This is a genomic window from Pseudonocardia hierapolitana, from assembly GCF_007994075.1.
GTDB lineage: Bacteria > Actinomycetota > Actinomycetes > Mycobacteriales > Pseudonocardiaceae > Pseudonocardia > Pseudonocardia hierapolitana.
In genome coordinates this window covers 4,935,408-4,951,162 of sequence record NZ_VIWU01000001.1, presented here as the reverse complement: position 1 = coordinate 4,951,162, position 15,755 = coordinate 4,935,408, and the positions used below count along the sequence as shown (strand labels likewise).

Annotated in this window: 14 protein-coding genes; 10 read left to right on the top strand and 4 right to left on the bottom strand. The window is 72.0% G+C overall.

From position 1 onward, the window contains the following. The first annotated feature begins 97 nt into the window (after positions 1–97). The 4 genes from FHX44_RS23660 to FHX44_RS23645 all read left to right on the top strand — a co-directional run bounded on the left by FHX44_RS23660 (position 98) and on the right by FHX44_RS23645 (position 3,827). Positions 98–535: an RrF2 family transcriptional regulator gene (locus FHX44_RS23660; RefSeq protein ID WP_147257796.1), complete on the top strand. Its 438-nt coding sequence runs from the start codon at positions 98–100 to the stop codon at positions 533–535. A 90-nt stretch (positions 536–625) separates the two neighbouring features. Beyond that, positions 626–2,035 carry an MFS transporter gene (locus tag FHX44_RS23655; RefSeq protein WP_147257795.1) on the top strand — a complete coding sequence of 470 codons (1,410 nt, stop codon included), beginning with the start codon at positions 626–628 and terminating at the stop codon, positions 2,033–2,035. A gap of 75 nt (positions 2,036–2,110) precedes the next feature. Then, positions 2,111–3,400: an MFS transporter gene (locus tag FHX44_RS23650; RefSeq protein ID WP_147257794.1), complete on the top strand. Its 1,290-nt coding sequence runs from the start codon at positions 2,111–2,113 to the stop codon at positions 3,398–3,400. Between the two features lie 16 nt (positions 3,401–3,416). Then, a complete protein-coding gene (locus FHX44_RS23645) occupies positions 3,417–3,827 on the top strand; it encodes a PPOX class F420-dependent oxidoreductase (protein ID WP_147257793.1) in 411 nt (136 codons plus the stop codon). Positions 3,828–3,933: 106 nt separating this feature from the next. On the opposite strand, the gene FHX44_RS23640 is transcribed toward FHX44_RS23645, so the two are convergent. Continuing rightward, complete coding sequence (locus FHX44_RS23640; RefSeq protein ID WP_147257792.1) at positions 3,934–4,755, bottom strand: alpha/beta hydrolase family protein; 822 nt, start codon at positions 4,753–4,755, stop codon at positions 3,934–3,936. Positions 4,756–4,814: 59 nt separating this feature from the next. Here FHX44_RS23640 and FHX44_RS23635 point away from each other — a divergent pair, with 59 nt between their 5' ends. Continuing rightward, on the top strand, positions 4,815–5,384 hold the full coding sequence (locus tag FHX44_RS23635) for a TetR/AcrR family transcriptional regulator (protein ID WP_147257791.1): 570 nt from the start codon (positions 4,815–4,817) through the stop codon (positions 5,382–5,384). A gap of 96 nt (positions 5,385–5,480) precedes the next feature. Then, complete coding sequence (locus tag FHX44_RS23630; RefSeq protein ID WP_147257790.1) at positions 5,481–7,460, top strand: alpha-1,4-glucan--maltose-1-phosphate maltosyltransferase; 1,980 nt, start codon at positions 5,481–5,483, stop codon at positions 7,458–7,460. A gap of 79 nt (positions 7,461–7,539) precedes the next feature. Here the strand turns inward: FHX44_RS23630 and FHX44_RS23625 are convergent, their stop codons facing one another. Then, positions 7,540–8,361, bottom strand: coding sequence for an NAD(P)H-binding protein (locus tag FHX44_RS23625; RefSeq protein ID WP_147257789.1), 822 nt, complete (start codon positions 8,359–8,361; stop codon positions 7,540–7,542). Between the two features lie 94 nt (positions 8,362–8,455). Between FHX44_RS23625 and FHX44_RS23620 the strand changes: the two genes are divergently transcribed. Then, the gene (locus FHX44_RS23620; RefSeq protein WP_147257788.1) at positions 8,456–8,818 is read left to right on the top strand and encodes a winged helix-turn-helix transcriptional regulator; all 363 of its coding nucleotides are present in this window, start codon (positions 8,456–8,458) and stop codon (positions 8,816–8,818) included. 45 nt (positions 8,819–8,863) lie between these two features. On the opposite strand, the gene FHX44_RS23615 is transcribed toward FHX44_RS23620, so the two are convergent. Beyond that, positions 8,864–9,475 carry a hypothetical protein gene (locus FHX44_RS23615; protein ID WP_147257787.1) on the bottom strand — a complete coding sequence of 204 codons (612 nt, stop codon included), beginning with the start codon at positions 9,473–9,475 and terminating at the stop codon, positions 8,864–8,866. A gap of 296 nt (positions 9,476–9,771) precedes the next feature. On the opposite strand from FHX44_RS23615, the gene treS reads away from it, so the two are divergent. The 3 genes from treS to FHX44_RS23600 are packed head-to-tail and all read left to right on the top strand — an operon-like array spanning position 9,772 to position 13,986. Beyond that, positions 9,772–11,523 carry a maltose alpha-D-glucosyltransferase gene (gene treS, locus FHX44_RS23610; protein ID WP_147257786.1) on the top strand — a complete coding sequence of 584 codons (1,752 nt, stop codon included), beginning with the start codon at positions 9,772–9,774 and terminating at the stop codon, positions 11,521–11,523. Further along, positions 11,520–12,923 (top strand): maltokinase N-terminal cap-like domain-containing protein, encoded by a 1,404-nt coding sequence (locus FHX44_RS23605; RefSeq protein WP_147257785.1) that lies wholly within the window; start codon positions 11,520–11,522, stop codon positions 12,921–12,923. The genes treS and FHX44_RS23605 overlap by 4 nt, the downstream gene beginning before the upstream one ends. A gap of 37 nt (positions 12,924–12,960) precedes the next feature. After that, on the top strand, positions 12,961–13,986 hold the full coding sequence (locus FHX44_RS23600) for a sigma-70 family RNA polymerase sigma factor (protein WP_147257784.1): 1,026 nt from the start codon (positions 12,961–12,963) through the stop codon (positions 13,984–13,986). Here the strand turns inward: FHX44_RS23600 and FHX44_RS23595 are convergent, their stop codons facing one another. Beyond that, positions 13,987–15,678 carry a 2-isopropylmalate synthase gene (locus FHX44_RS23595; RefSeq protein ID WP_147261411.1) on the bottom strand — a complete coding sequence of 564 codons (1,692 nt, stop codon included), beginning with the start codon at positions 15,676–15,678 and terminating at the stop codon, positions 13,987–13,989. Between the last annotated feature and the right edge of the window lie 77 nt (positions 15,679–15,755).

The following is a 15,755-nucleotide window of genomic DNA, read 5'->3' as shown; positions in this document are numbered from 1 at the left end:
AGATGAATGCATCCCGGGATCGGTCCAGTGCTCACCGGAGACGGTTGACACCCCAACCGAACTAGAACTAGCTTGGTTGCAGTTCGAGGGGGGTCACGTGGGCGTCAGCAGCAGGAGCGCGGTCGCGATCCACGCGCTCACCATGCTGGCGCGCTGGGACGACCGCTCGCTGACATCCGCGGAGATCGCCGACAGCCTGGCGAGCAACCCCGTTCTCGTGCGGCGCATCCTCGGCAGCCTGCGCGACGCGGGCCTCGTGTGGTCCACCGAGGGGCGTGGCGGTGGCTGGACCCTCGCCCGCGCCCCGCGCGAGATCACCCTCTACGACGCGTACGCGGCCGTCGAGATGGGGCCGATCCTGTCCCGGCACCCCCATCCACCCAGCGAGGCGTGCGAGGTCGGACGCCACATGCAGGCCGTGCTCGAGAGCGAGTTCCGCGACGCGGAGCACGCCATGGAGGAGCGGCTCGGCCGCACGACCATCGCCCACCTGGTTCAGCAGACGCTGGCGCGGGAGCGCGAACTGGCGCACTAGCGACGAACGGCGGAGGCAGCACCTCCGCCGTTCTTTTCGCCCTAACTGCAACTAGAACAGTGGCAGTTGATGCCACGGGAAGAGGCGCGGATGACGTCCACGACCCGACGGACCAGCTCGGGGCCCGCCCTGCTGGCCGTGCTCGTACCGGCGATGCTCGCCACGGTCGTCACCAGCGACATGGTCAACCTCATGCTCCCGTCGATCGGGGCGGAGTTCGGGGCCTCCGAGGCGGAGCTCGCGTGGGTCGTCACCGGCTTCCTGCTCGTGTTCTCCGTGGGCATCCCCTTCTACGGCCGCATCTCCGACCGGGTCGCGCTGCGGAGCCTCTTCGCCTTCGCCCTGCTGACCTACGCCGCCGGGAGCCTGGTCTGCGCGCTCGCCCCGGCCCTGCCCGTCCTCGTGCTCGGGCGGATCGTGATGGGGGTGGGCGCGGCTGCGATCCCCGTGCTCTCGATCATCGCGGTGACCAGGTTGCTGCCGGCGGCGCGGCGAGGGACGGGGATCGGTGTCGTCTCCGCGGCCACGGGTGTCGGCACCGCTGCCGGTCCGGCCATCGGCGCCGGCATCGGTCAGCTCCTGGGGTGGCCCGCGCTGTTCTGGTTGATGTTCGCGGTCGCGCTGGTGCTCCTCCCGGCGGCGTGGCGCGTGCTGCCCGGCGAACCGCCCGCGGGCACCGGCCGATTCGACGTGTGGGGCGGCGTCCTGCTGGGCCTTGCCGCAGGGCTGCTGCTGTACGGCATCACGCAGGCGCAGGTGGCGGGCTTCTCCGCGCCCTCGTCCTGGGCCGGCCTCGCGGCGGCGGTCGTGGCCGGCGCGCTCTTCGGACGGCGCACCGCCCGCCTCGCGCAGCCGTTCGTGCCGCCGGCGCTGTTCTCCAACCGGGTCTACCGCATCGCGGTACTCGTCGCGTCCCTCGCCATGGCCGTCAACCTCGGCGCCCTCGTCCTCGTGCCGCTGCTGGTGGTCGACGTCAACGGTCTCGCCCCCGGAGCCGGGGCCCTGGTCATGATCCCGGCCGGGATCGCCGTCGCCGGCCTGTCCCCGGTGATCGGCCGGCTCGCCGACCGCATCGGCACCCGTCCGCTGGTGCTGATCGGACTCGGAGCCGTCGCGCTGTTCGCGCTGTTCCTCTCGACGTTCACGACAGGTGCGTCGGCGGTCCCCGCGGGCGTCGGGACCCTCGGGCTCAGCGTCGGCGTCATCCTCGTGCTGACCCCCATCATCAGCGCCGCCGCGAGCGCGTTGCCGCCCGAGCAGGTCGGCGTCGGCCTCGGGATCCTCCAAGGCGCCCAGTTCCTCGGCGCAGGCACCGGCCCGGCGCTGCTGGGAGTCCTGGTGAGCGCCCGGCTGCAGAGCGGGAGCGGCGCGGTCAACCCGCTGTTCCCCGGTCACGAGGGCGCCGCCTTCTCCGACGCGTTCCTGGCCATGGCGGCGGTCGCGGTCCTCGCGTTGATCGTCGCGTTCCGGATGCGCCCGGACCCGGCTTCCGCCACGTGAAAGGGCCGATGGCGCGCGGGACGACCTCCGGGCACTGTGCTGCCACCCTCGCCCGCCGCGTCACCGGGAGCGCTCATGTCAGCGTCGACCGCGCAGCCCACTCCGACCGACGTCCGGAGGGTGGCGCTCGCCAGCCTCGTCGGCACGACGATCGAGTGGTACGACTTCTTCATCTACGCCCTGGCGGCGGTGATCGTGTTCCGCAGCCAGTTCTTCCCGGGCACGTCCGAGCTGGCCGGCACCCTCGCCGCGCTGGGGACGTTCGCCGTCGGGTTCGTCGCACGCCCGCTCGGCGGCGTGATCTTCGGGCACATCGGCGACCGGATCGGGCGGAAGATGACGCTCGTCACGACGTTGGTGACGATGGGCGTCGCGACCTTCCTGATCGGCCTGCTCCCCACGTACGAGCAGATCGGCGTCGCCGCGCCGATCCTCCTGATCGTGCTGCGCATCGCGCAGGGCCTCGCGGTCGGCGGCGAGTGGGGCGGCGCGGTGCTGATCTCGGTCGAACACGCCCCAGAAGCCCGCCGCGGCTTCTACGGCGCGTTCCCCCAGCTGGGCGTCCCACTCGGGCTGATCACGTCGAACCTCGTGTTCCTGGTACTCGCTCTGACGATGCCGAACGAGCAGTTCATGGCCTGGGGCTGGCGGATCGGGTTCCTGATCAGCGCCCTTCTCGTGGTCGTCGGGCTCTACGTGCGGCTGAGGGTCAGCGAGAGCCCCGAGTTCGCCGCCGCCCGCGAGACGCCGTCGATGCGGCTGCCGATCGTGTCGGTGGTGCGCGACCACTGGCGCCAGGTGCTCTGCGCGGCGGCGATCTTCTCCGGGATCAGCGCGATGGGGTACATGTGCGCGACGTTCGCGATCCAGTACGGCACCACCGCCCTCGGCATCGCCAACACCTTCCTGATCCTCGCGGTGATCGTCGGGGCGACCGTCGAGGTCCCGCTCTCGCTCTACTTCTCCGCGATGTCCGACCGCATCGGACGGCACCGGATGATCGTGTACGGCGCCTTCGCCGCACTGGTCGCCGCGATCGGATTCCTCCCGGTGATGGCCACGGCCGTCCCCGCGCTGGTCTTCCTCGCCATGTTCTTCGCCCGCATCTCCGGTTCGCCGATGTACGGCCCGGCCGCCGCCGTCGCCGCGGGCGCGTTCCCGGTCGAGGTGCGCTACACCGGGGCGTCGATCGGCTACCAGTTCGGCGCGATCGCGGGCGGCGCGCTGGCACCGATCATCGCCACCCTGATCCTGGCCTCGCCCGCCGGCGTGTGGGGCGTGTCGGTGTACCTGACGGCCATGGTCGCGGTGACCGGTCTCGGGGCGTACACGGCAGGCCGTCTCGCCGCGCGGCAGCCTGCGTAGGACCTACGCTCGCCCGATGGACCTCGACGAGGCGAGAGCGGTCGTCCGCGAGCAGCACCGGGCGGTGCTCGCCACGATCCGCGGCGACGGCACCCCGCAGATGTCCCCGGTCCTGGTCGCCGTGGACGACGACGGGCGCGTGCTGGTGAGCACCCGGGAGGGCGCGCTGAAGGTGCGCAACCTGCGCCGAGATCCGCGGTCGTGGCTGTGCGTGCTGCCGGACGGCTTCTTCGGGCGCTGGATCCAGGTGGAGGGCCGCACCGAGATCGTCTCCCTGCCGGACGCGATGGAGGGCCTCGTGGACTACTACCGGCGCGTCTCCGGCGAGCACGAGAACTGGGACGACTACCGCGCGGCCATGCAGCGGGAGCAGCGGGTGCTGCTGCGGATCGAGCTCACGCGCGCAGGCCCCGACCGCGCCGGCTGACGCCTCCCGATCAGCCTGCGCTCGCCGCCGTCCCGGCTCGACGGCGCCGAGCGCGAGCGGCTCGTCCGGCTGCTGGACCGCGCACTCGGAGGCCACGGCCGCACCCTCATCGCAGGTGCCGGGAGAACCAGCCGACGGCCAGCCGGTCCACCTCCGCGGCCGCGGGCAGCTGCGGCGCAGGCTCGATGCCGGGCTCCTCGGCGAACGCGTGCCCCATCCCCGGCACGACCACGAGCTCGGCCTGCACCGACCGCCGGGCGAGCGCGTCACGCAGCTGCCGGGCCGGCGCCTGGAAGCCCGACTCGTCGTCGTCCTCGCCCACCACGAGGAGCGTGGCCGGGCATGCCGCCACCTCGTCGGCGCGCGCCACGAAGTCCAGCCGACGGGCGATGTCGAGCGACGGCTCGGACCACGGGTAGCTCATGCCGAACTGCCGCCCGACCGCCTCGACCACCGCGCTCAGCCGGGACAGCGGGCTCGCCAGCACGGCGGCGGCGACGTCGAACCCGCCGTCCGCGACCACGAGCTGCGCGACGGCCGAACCGAGCGAGCCGCCGAGCAGCCCGATCGGCCCGTCCCGGAACCCGAGGCGCTGACGCAGCTCGGCGTACGCCGGGCCGAACTCCTCCGCCGCCTGGGCGCTGATCGGCCCGTACAGGTTCTGCACCGCGTCCGCGTAACCCAGCTGCATCAACGCCTCGACCCCGCCCTCGGGGAAGCGCATCCCGTGCAGAGGCAGGCCGAGGTAGAGGCGCCACGCGTCCAGGCCCGCGAGCGGCAGCGCCGCCGCCATCGCGACCTCGGTGCGCGGCGGGTCCATCAGGTGCCACGCGGCGACGACGGGCGCGCCGGCGCGGTCGCCCCCCGGGGGCACGGCGACGAACGGGACACCTGCGGCCATGCCGGTGATTGTGGTCTCGACGGTCATGTCTTCCTCCCTGAACTGTACGATGTCCAATAGTAGCTGGACGTTGTACAGTTCGCAAGGTGCGATCCTCCCGAGGCCCCGGCCAGCGCGCCGGGCTGAGCCGCGACCGCGTCCTCGACGCGGCAACCGATCTGCTCGCCGAGCGCGGCACCGTCACGATGCGCGCCGTCGCGCAGCAGCTGGGCGTCGCACCGAACGCCCTGTACAGCCACGTGGCGGACAAGACGGAGCTGGTGGACGGCGTGCTGGACCGGGTGCTCGCACAGGTCGAGGCCCCGACGCTCGACGAGGCGAGCGGTCCGGGCGACGCCTTGCACCGGCTGATGACGTCCACCCACGACGTCCTGCTGCGCCACCCGCAGCTGGTGCCGGCCTTCCTCGCCCGCCAGGGGGCGCGCGGCGAGAACGCGCAACGCCTCGGCGCGGTGATGCTCGAGCACCTCGCGACGGCCGGGATCACGGGCGACGCGGCCCGCGAGGCGCTACGGGTGCTGATCGTCTACACGATCGGCTTCGCGGCCTTCGACGGCGCCACGGACGAGCGCCCGCTGCCCCGTTCGGAGCTGCGCGCGACCTTCGAGCGCGGGCTCGGGTGGTTGATCACGGGGATCATTGGGTCAGTCGGGTGACCATCGGGTGAACGGCGGCGCCCCGTTCTGATCGACCGCGGATCGGGTAGGTACTTTTGTGACTTCCGCGACGGGTGCTCAGCTGGGGGTGTGCCGATGACCGGTCGGCTCGGGATCGATGACGTCACTCCTACCGTGAGCGGCGGGCGTCATCCCAGCAAGGCCGTCGTCGGTGAGGTCGTCCCGATCACGGCCACCGTGTGGCGGGAGGGCCACGACGCGGTCGCCGCCAACGTCGTCTGGCGCCGGATCGGCAGCCAGGGCGCCGCACACCACGTGCGCATGACACCGGTCGGCACCGGCAGCGACCGGTTCGCCGCCACCGTCGTGCCCGACGAGCCGGGCCTGTGGACCTTCCGGGTCGACGCCTGGAGCGACCCGTGGGCCACGTGGCGGCGCACGGTCACCGTCAAGCTGTCGGCGGGCCAGGGTGCCGAGGAGCTGGCCAACGACCTGGAGGTCGGCGCCCGGCTGCTGCAGCGGGTGGGCCGCCGCCCCGGCGAGCGCCCGCACCGCGACCTGCTCTTCGGCGCCGCCAACGCGCTGCGCGACACCGCGCTCCCGCTGCACGCGCGCGTGGCGCCCGCGTTGTTCCCGGCCGTCGAGAAGATCATGACCGAGCGCCCGGTCCGCGAGCTCATCACGCGCGGCCGTCCGCAGCAGATCTACGTCGACCGCGAGCGGGCGCTGTTCAGCTCCTGGTACGAGTTCTTCCCGCGCTCCACGGGCGGCGTCGACGAGCAGGGCCGCCCGATCCACGGCACGTTCCTCACGGCCTCCAAGGAGCTCGACCGCGTCGCCGCGATGGGCTTCGACGTGGTCTACCTGCCCCCGATCCACCCCATCGGCACGGTGCACCGCAAGGGCCGCAACAACAACGTCAACGCCGGCCCCGGCGACGTCGGCTCGCCGTGGGCGATCGGTTCGGCCGACGGCGGCCACGACGCCATCGAGCCCGAGCTGGGCACCATCGACGACTTCGACGCGTTCGTCGAGCGCACCCGGGACCTCGGGATGGAGGTCGCGCTCGACTTCGCGTTGCAGTGCGCCCCCGACCACCCGTGGGTGGCCGAGCACCCCGAGTGGTTCACCGTCCGCCCCGACGGCACGATCGCCTACGCGGAGAACCCGCCGAAGAAGTACCAGGACATCTACCCGATCAACTTCGACAACGACCCGGCCGGGATCTACGCCGAGTCCCTGCGGGTGGTCCTGCACTGGGTCGAGCACGGGGTGCGGATCTTCCGGGTGGACAACCCGCACACCAAGCCGCCGAACTTCTGGCACTGGCTGATCTGGCAGGTCAAGTCCCGCTACCCCGACGTGCTGTTCCTCGCCGAGGCGTTCACGCGACCGGCCCGGCTCTTCGGGCTCGCGCGGCTGGGCTTCACGCAGTCGTACACGTACTTCACGTGGCGCACCACGAAGCAGGAGCTCACCGACTTCGCGCTGATGCACGCCGAGCGCGCCGACGAGTGCCGGCCCAACTACTTCGTCAACACCCCGGACATCCTGCACGAGTCGCTGCAGACCGGCGGGCCCGCGATGTTCGCCATCCGCGCCACGCTCGCGTCCACGCTGTCGCCGACCTGGGGCGTGTACTCCGGGTTCGAGCTGTTCGAGTCCGCCCCCGTCCGCCCCGGCAGCGAGGAGTACCTGAACTCCGAGAAGTACGAGCTGCGCCCCCGCGACTTCGCCACCGCCCTCAACCGCGGCCGCTCGCTCGAGCCCTACCTCGGCAGGCTCAACGAGATCCGCCGCGCCCACCCGGCACTGCAGCAACTGCGCGACCTGCACTTCCACGAGGTCGACAACGACGCGATCATCGCCTACTCGAAGACCGACCCGGCCACCGGCGACACCGTGCTCGTGGTGTGCACGCTCGACTCCTCCAACGCGCAGGAGGGCACCACGTCGCTGAACATGCCGGCGCTGCGCGCGGACTGGAACGACCGCATCACGGTGCACGACGAGATCACCGACGAGACCTACCAGTGGGGCCAGCACAACTACGTGCGGCTGGAGCCGTGGAGGAACGTGGCGCACGTCTTCCGCGTGACGCGCCCCACGGGCTGACCCACCCCGCCCGCGAGTCCGGCAAACGCACACGGCGAGTCCCGCGTGCGGGCCGCCGAGTTGCGCGCTCGGCCGCCCGTCAGCGGAATGCGGCGACGGCGCTGCCGACCCACTCGGCGTAGGCCCGCGGAGACCGGCCGAGGACCCGCTGCACGTCGGGGCTCACCCGCTGCTCGGCGGGCATCGGGTCTCCGATGGCGTCGAGGGTCGCCTCGACGACCCGCTCGGGCATGAACCGCACCATCTGCGCCGCGGCCTCGGCGCGGGTCTGCTCGACGAGCCGCAGCTCCTCCCCCAGCGCCGCCCCGATCGCCGCGACCCGCTGCCGGGGTGAGACCGGTTCCGGCCCGGTGAGCTCGTAGGTCCGGCCGGCGTGCCCGTCGTCGAGCAGGACGGAGGCGGCGACGTCGGCGATGTCCGCGGGGTCGATGACGGGTATCGCAACGTCCGGGAACGGCGCGAACACCGTCCGCCCGCCCCGGATCGTCCCGGCCCACGCGAGGTCGTTCGAGGCGAATCCGCCAGGGCGCAGCAGCGTCCAGGCCGCCCCCGACCCCGTGACCGCGTCCTCCAGGTGGGGCGAGTGGCGGCCGGTACCGACACCCTGCGAGGACAGCAGGACGACGCGCCGCACACCGCTGGCCCGCACGACGTCGAGAACGGCGGCCAGGTCGCCACCCCCGGCGTGCCACTCGCCGGAGGTCAGCAGGAACAGCGCATCGGCGCCGTCCAGCGCGGACTCGAGGCTCTCCGGGCGCAGCAGGTCGGCCTGCACGGACACGACGCCGTCCGGCACGTCCGGCACCCGGCGCGCCACCGCCGTCACCTTCTCCCCGGCCGCGGCGAGCGCCTGCACCAGCGGCCGCCCGACGTTCCCGGTGGCTCCGGTCACCACGATCACGATCTGCTCCTCCCGTTCGTCCGGCTGGTCGGCCGGTACGAACGGACGCTAGTGTCGTGAGGCTAGTAGGTACCTAGAGGAAAGTGACTTTCCCGTGGGAGTACAGGCGTGCCCGATCACCCCGGTCGTCGACATCGTCTTCAGCCGGTGGACCACCCCGATCCTGTGGACCCTGCACGAGTTCGGCCGGCAGCGGTTCGTCGAGCTCCAGCGGCGCATCGAGACGATCACGCCGAAGGTCCTCACCCAGCGGCTGCGGCAGCTCGAGCGCGACGGCCTGGTGGTGCGCACCTACCACCCCAGCGTCCCCCCGCGGGTGGAGTACGAGATCAGCGAGCTGGGTCTGAGCCTGGCCCCGCTGTTCGCGCAGCTCGCCCTCTGGGCCGACGCCCATCTCGACGAGGTCGACCGGGCGCGCCACAGCTACGACGCGGCCGGCAGGCCGTTGAGCAGCTAGGAGCGCCCTGAACAGGACCCTCCTAGTGCTCCCCGCCGGGAAGCACTAACCCGGCGTGTGCAGCCACGGCTCCCGGATGTCGTGGTAGCGCAGGTCCTCGATGAGCTCCATGGCCTCCCGCATCACCTCGGCGGCCTCGGCCGGCATCTCGCCCCGCTCGCCGGCCCGTGCCTCCTCCTCCGAGGTGAAGTAGAGGACCTGCGTGAACGCGCCGTCCTGGTCGTCGTGCAGGGCGGTGATGTAGCCGAGCAGGTCGGGCCGCATGTCCGGGTAGTCCGAATCGAGGCGTGAGGTCATCTCGCGCAACCGCGCCACGTCGGCCGTCCGGCCCTGCATCACCTGCACGAACCCGGCCTCGTCGGATCCGCCGCGGCGCGCGACGTACACCTCGCTGCAGTCGTGGAACTCGACGCCCTGGGGGAACTGTTTCTCGACGCCCGCGAACCACTCGCCCTGCTGCGCCCGCCCGCTGTTGCGGCGCGCGGCATCGGCCGACTCGAAGCGGGCGACGCCGACCAGGTAGCCGTCGTCGGTCACGCCGATCGTGCTGCCGAGCCACCCCTCGGCGTCGGGGGCGAGCCGCTGCACCCAGTCCTCGGCGGCCTGCCGCATCTGCTCCGCGTCGCTGATCTGCCCCTGGAACACCTGTACGAACACGAGGCCGCTCCTTCCACTCGGGGGCGGTCCAGGGTCCTCCTCCCGACAGGTGCGCGCGCCGCCCATCCGGTGTAGGGACCGGCCCGGCAGGCACCATCAGAACCGTCACACGCGGTGCGACTACGGACGCGCTCAGCGACCCGTCTGAGGTGGCTGCCCCCGAGCTCCGCGACCCCGGGAGCTACGCTCCGACGCAGCCGCCGAGCCACGTCCTGCGCCCGGGCCCTCCGCCCGGTAAGACTGGCCGGGTGCCCCTTCCGCCATCCGTCCCCGCCCGGTAGGAACGCGATACGCCCATGTCGATCGACACCTCGACCCCTGAGCCCCGGCACACCGAAGACGATCAGCTCGTCGAGACCTCGTCGGAGGATTTCGAGCACGCGCGCACGCTCGATGTCGATCGAGAATGGTTCAAGCGGGCCGTCTTCTACGAGGTGCTGGTCCGGGCGTTCTCCGACTCCAACCGGGACGGCACCGGCGACCTGCGCGGCCTGACCGAGAAGCTCGACTACATCCAGTGGCTCGGCGTCGACTGCCTCTGGCTGCCGCCGTTCTACGACTCCCCCCTGCGCGACGGCGGCTACGACATCCGTGACTTCCGCGCGGTGCTGCCCGAGTTCGGCACCGTCGACGACTTCGTGGTGCTGCTCGACGAGGCCCACAAGCGCGGCATCCGGGTCATCACCGATCTCGTCATGAACCACACCTCCGACACGCACCCGTGGTTCGAGGAGTCCCGGCGCCACCCCGACGGCCCCTACGGAGATTTCTACGTCTGGGCCGACGACGACTCCGGCTACCCGGACGCGCGGATCATCTTCGTGGACACCGAGTCGTCCAACTGGACCTACGACCCGGTGCGCGGCCAGTTCTACTGGCACCGGTTCTTCTCCCACCAGCCGGACCTGAACTACGACAACCCGGCCGTGCAGGACGCCATGATCGAGGTGCTGCGGTTCTGGCTGGACCTCGGTATCGACGGCTTCCGGCTCGACGCCGTGCCGTACCTGTTCGAGCGCGAGGGCACGAACTGCGAGAACCTGCGGGAGTCGCACGAGTTCCTCAAGCGCTGCCGCAAGGTGATGGACGTCGAGTACCCGGGCCGCGTCATGCTGGCCGAGGCCAACCAGTGGCCATCGGACGTCGTCGAGTACTTCGGCGACGCCGACAGCGGCGGCGACGAGTGCCAGATGGCGTTCCACTTCCCCCTGATGCCGCGCATCTTCATGGCCGTGCGCCGGGAGAACCGCTTCCCGATCTCGGAGATCCTGGCCCAGACGCCTGCGATCCCTTCCGGCTGCCAGTGGGGCATCTTCCTGCGCAACCACGACGAGCTCACGCTCGAGATGGTCACCGACGAAGAGCGCGACTACATGTACGCGGAGTACGCCAAGGACCCGCGCATGAAGGCCAACATCGGCATCCGCCGCCGGCTGGCCCCGCTGCTCGACAACGACCGCAACCAGCTCGAGCTGTTCACGGCGCTGCTGCTCTCCCTGCCCGGTTCGCCGGTTCTGTACTACGGTGACGAGATCGGCATGGGCGACAACATCTGGCTCGGCGACCGCGACGCGGTGCGCAGCCCGATGCAGTGGACCCCGGACCGCAACGCCGGCTTCTCCACCTGCGACCCCGGGCGGCTCTACCTACCGCTGATCATGGACCCGCTCTACGGCTACCAGGCCGTGAACGTCGAGGCCCAGCTCAACAGCACCACGTCGCTGCTGCACTGGACCCGGCACATGATCGAGGTCCGCAAGCGGCACCACGCGTTCGGGCTGGGCGAGTACCACGAGCTCGGCGGCTCGAACCCGTCCGTGCTCGCGTACGTCCGCTCCTCCGGCGACGACGTGGTGCTGTGCGTCAACAACATGTCACGGTTCCCGCAGCCGGTGGAACTGGACCTCTCGGCATGGCAGGGTTGCGTGCCCCACGAGTTGACCGGTGGTGTGCCGTTCCCGCGGATCGGGGAACTCCCCTACCTGCTGACGCTGCCCGGGCACGGCTTCTACTGGTTCTCCATCACCCCTGCGGAGGAAATTGGATGAGCCTCGACGAGGAGCTCCCCGAACTTCTGCCCGAGTGGCTGCCGAAACAGCGCTGGTTCGCCGCGAAGGGCCGGCAGGTCCGGTCCGTCGCGATCGCGTCCGTCACACCGCTGCGCACGGATGGGGAGCCCCTCCTCGACCACCTGCTCCTCGCCGTCGACTTCGCCGACGACTCCCCGGTGCAGCACTACCAGCTCCTCGTCGCCCGGCGCGAGCACCCGCGCGGCGAGCTGGAACACGTCGTGATCGGGGCCGTCGGCGGTCACATCGCCTACGACGGCTTGTGGGACACCGGCGTCACCGAGTGGTTGCTCGACTCCATCCGCACCGGGCGGACGGTGGGCGAGATCCGCTTCGTCCCCGAGCCCGGCGCCGAGATCGCCCACGGCGTCCCGGGCCGGGTGCTCGGGGTGGAGCAGTCCAACACCTCGGTGTCGTGGGGCGAGCGCTCGATCCTCAAGCTGTTCCGGCGGGTGCTGCCCGGCGTCAACCCGGACCTCGAGCTGCACCGGGCCCTCCGGTCGGTCGGCAGCACCGAGGTGGCCGCCCTCCAGGGTGCGATCGAGGGCGTCCTGCACGGGGAGCCGGTCACGCTCGGCATGCTCCAGGACTTCGCCGCCAACTCCGCCGACGGCTGGGCGATGGCCCTGGCGAGCGTGCGGGACCTGTTCGCCGAGGGCGACCTGCGGGCCGACGAGGTGGGCGGCGACTTCGCGGCCGAGGCGTCCCGGCTGGGCGAGACGGTCGGCGTCGTGCACGCCGAGCTGCGCGAGGCGCTGGCCACGGGCGAGGCCGACCCGCGCACCCTGGCCAGGACGTGGCACGACCGCCTCTCCGCGTCCGTCGCCGAGGTGCCGGTGCTCGCCGAGCACGCCGAGCCGATCCACGCGATCTACGACGCCGTCGCGGCGCTCCCGGGGCCCCTGCCCACCCAACGCGTGCACGGCGACCTGCACCTCGGGCAGACGCTGCGCACCCCGCGGGGCTGGCTGGTGATCGACTTCGAGGGTGAGCCCGCCGCTCCGCTCGCGGAGCGCGTCCGGCCCGACTCGGCGCTGCGCGACATCGCCGGCATGCTCCGGTCGTTCGACTACGCCGCGTTCCACCAGCTCTCGCAGTGGGAACCCACCGACCAATGGACCGACCCGGACCACGACTCCCAGCTCGTGTGGCGCGCCCGGGAGTGGGCCGAGCGCAACCGCTCCGCGTTCTGCGACGGCTACGCCCTGCGCGCAGGCGCCGACCCCCGGGAGCAGTCCGTCCTGCTGCGGGCGTTCGAGCTGGACAAGGCGGTGTACGAGCTGGTCTACGAGACCCGGTTCCGCCCGACATGGGCCGCGATCCCGCTGGCGTCGATCACCCGCCTGACCACCGACGCGCAGTCCGACGCCGGAGTCTGACCGGAACCGTCGGTGCGGTCGGGCACACTCGCCCGCCATGAGCGAGTCTGCAGGCGACGTGGCAGAGGCCGAGTTCCCGCGTGACCGGGCCGGCGACGACGAGGCGTTCCACCGCCTGGTGGCGCCCCTGCAGCGCGAGCTCCACGCACACTGCTACCGCATGCTCGGCTCGCTCCACGACGCCGAGGACGCCCTCCAGGACGCACTGGTGAGGGCCTGGCGGGGCATCGACCGGTTCGAGGGGCGCAGCTCCGTGCGATCGTGGCTGTACACGATCGCCACGAACGCCTGCCTCGATGCGATCGCCCGGCGGGGCAGGCGGGCGCTGCCGATCGACCTCGGCCCGTCGGCGGAACACGCGGCGGTCGACGACCAGCCGCTCACCGACGTCGCCTGGCTCGGCCCCTACCCCGACTCCGACGTCGCCGACGGCCTCGCGGCCCCGCATGCGCGCTACGAGCAGCGCGAGAGCGTCGAGCTGGCGTTCGTCGCCGCGATGCAGCACCTGCCGGGCAACCAGCGCGCCGCGCTGTTGCTGTTCGACGTGCTGGGGTTCTCGGCGCGCGAGGTCGCCGAGACGCTGGGCACCACCACCGCATCGGTCAACAGCGCCCTGCAGCGCGCGCGGAAGGTCGTCCACGAGCTGCGGCCCGAGGAGAGCCAGCAGCAGACGCTGCGGGCGCTCGGCGACGTCCGGCTGCGCGAGCTCGTCACGGCGTACGCCACCGCTCTCGAGGAGGGCGACGCCGACCGGCTCGTCTCCATGCTCACGGCCGACGCCAGCTGGTCGATGCCGCCGCTGCCGAGCTGGTACCGCGGCCACGCCGCCGTCACCGACTTCCTCGTCCACCTGCCGCTGCGCCACCGCTGGCGGCACCTGCCGGTGCGCGCCAACGGCCAGCAGGCGGTGGCCTGCTACATCTGGGACGAGGAGGCCGGCGCGTTCGTCGGCCGCATCATCGACGTCCTCACGCTCCGCGGCGACCGCATCGCCGCCGTCACGGCGTTCATCGACGAGGGCAACTTCCCGCACTTCGGCCTGCCGGCCTCCCTACCCGCCTGATCACCCCGCAGCCGCCCGGTGGTGGGCGGCGGCGATCACCGCGGCCAGGCTCGCCTCCAGCACCGACGTCCCGGTGCCGGCCGCCCAGGCGACGCGGTCCGGGCAGCGGTGCTCCAGGTAGGTGATCGCCTGCGCGGCGCTGCCGGGGGCGAGCGACTGCTGGGTCAGGCCGAGCACGTCGACCGGCAGGCCGGCACCGGCCAGGATCCGGGTGAGCGCGTCCACCGGTCCGGTTCCGGTGGCGTTGTGGGTGGCGCGCTCGCCGCGGACCGTGAGGTCGACCTTGAGCTCGTCGACCCCCTCGCCCGCCGAGCTCGCCTGCCACTCGTGCAGCACCACGAGGGGCTCGGCGGGCGTCAGGTAGGTGGCCGTGAACAGCTCCCACAGCTGTTCCGGCGTCACCTCGGCGCCGATGGCGTCGGTGGCTCGCTGGACGTGGCGGGAGAAGTCGATCTGCAACGGCCGGGGCAGCTCGACGCCGTACCCGGCGTGGAGCAGGTACGCGATCCCGCCCTTCCCGGACTGGCTGTTCACGCGGATCACCGCGTCGTAGCCGCGGCCGACATCGGCCGGGTCGATCGGCAGGTACGGCACGTCCCAGCGCGCCCGCGACTCCGGTACGCCCGCCGCGGCCGCCGAGGCGCGGTGCTGCGCGAAGCCCTTCCTGATCGCGTCCTGGTGGGTGCCGGAGAACGCCGTGTAAACCAGGTCGCCCGCGTAGGGGTGGCGCTCGTGCACCGCGATCCGGTTGCAGTGCTCGACGGTGCGGCGGATCTCGTCGATGTCCGAGAAGTCGACCATCGGGTCGACCCCCTGGGCGTGCAGGTTCAGCGCCAGCGTCACCAGGTCGACGTTGCCGGTGCGTTCGCCGTTGCCGAACAGGCAGCCCTCCACGCGCTGGGCGCCGGCCAGCACGGCGAGCTCGGCACAGGCCACACCGGTGCCGCGGTCGTTGTGCGGGTGCACCGAGAGGATCACCGCGTCGCGCCGGGCGAGGTTGCGGTGCACGTACTCGATCTGGTCGGCGTAGACGTTCGGGGTGGCGACCTCCACCGTCGCCGGCAGGTTGAGGATCACCGGCCGCTCCGCGCGGGCGTCCCACAGGGCCGTGACCCGATCGCACAGGTCGAGCACGTAGTCCGGCTCGGTCAGGTTGAACACCTCTGGGGAGAACTCGAAGCGCACCCGCGGGTCGTCGCCGACCAGGCGGTGCACCTGCGCCGCGCCGGCGAGCACCATCTCCGCCAGCGTGTCGCGATCGAAACGCAGCACGACGTCGCGCCACGTGGGAGCGGTGGCGGTGTACATGTGCACGACCACCTCGCCCCGCATCCCCGCGACGGACTCCACGGTCCGCGCGATCAGCTCCGGGCGGGCGGGGGTGAACACCACGACGGTGACGTCGTCCGGCACGAGGTCGGTCTCGGCCAGCAGCCGCACGAAGTCGAAGTCGGTCTGCGACGCCGACGGGTAGCCGACCTCGATCTCCTTGTAGCCCATGGCCACCATCAGCTCGAAGAAGCGCCGCTTGCGCCCCGGGTCCATGGGCTCGACCAGCGCCTGGTTGCCGTCGCGCAGGTCGACGGGCACCCACAGCGGGGCCTCGGTGAGCCGGTTGCCGGGCCAGCGCCGGTCGGGCAGGGGCGGCACCGGTGTCCGGGCGAAGACGTCGCGGTAGCGGTGCGACGGCATCTGGGAGCGGCGCTGCCGGTTCCAGGCCGGGGCACCGGCCGGCACCGGGCCGGCCGGGGTGGACAGGGTGGGGAACG

Excerpts from the sequence above, each read along its gene's own strand:
- treS (WP_147257786.1), top strand. The coding sequence starts at position 9,772 with ATGTCGATCGACACCTCGACCCCTGAGCCCCGGCACACCGAAGACGAT.
- FHX44_RS23655 (WP_147257795.1), top strand. The coding sequence starts at position 626 with ATGACGTCCACGACCCGACGGACCAGCTCGGGGCCCGCCCTGCTGGCC.
- FHX44_RS23645 (WP_147257793.1), top strand. The coding sequence starts at position 3,417 with ATGGACCTCGACGAGGCGAGAGCGGTCGTCCGCGAGCAGCACCGGGCG.
- FHX44_RS23605 (WP_147257785.1), top strand. The coding sequence starts at position 11,520 with ATGAGCCTCGACGAGGAGCTCCCCGAACTTCTGCCCGAGTGGCTGCCG.
- FHX44_RS23650 (WP_147257794.1), top strand. The coding sequence starts at position 2,111 with ATGTCAGCGTCGACCGCGCAGCCCACTCCGACCGACGTCCGGAGGGTG.
- FHX44_RS23595 (WP_147261411.1), bottom strand. The coding sequence starts at position 15,678 with ATGCCGTCGCACCGCTACCGCGACGTCTTCGCCCGGACACCGGTGCCG.
- FHX44_RS23640 (WP_147257792.1), bottom strand. The coding sequence starts at position 4,755 with ATGACCGTCGAGACCACAATCACCGGCATGGCCGCAGGTGTCCCGTTC.
- FHX44_RS23630 (WP_147257790.1), top strand. The coding sequence starts at position 5,481 with ATGACCGGTCGGCTCGGGATCGATGACGTCACTCCTACCGTGAGCGGC.
- FHX44_RS23600 (WP_147257784.1), top strand. The coding sequence starts at position 12,961 with ATGAGCGAGTCTGCAGGCGACGTGGCAGAGGCCGAGTTCCCGCGTGAC.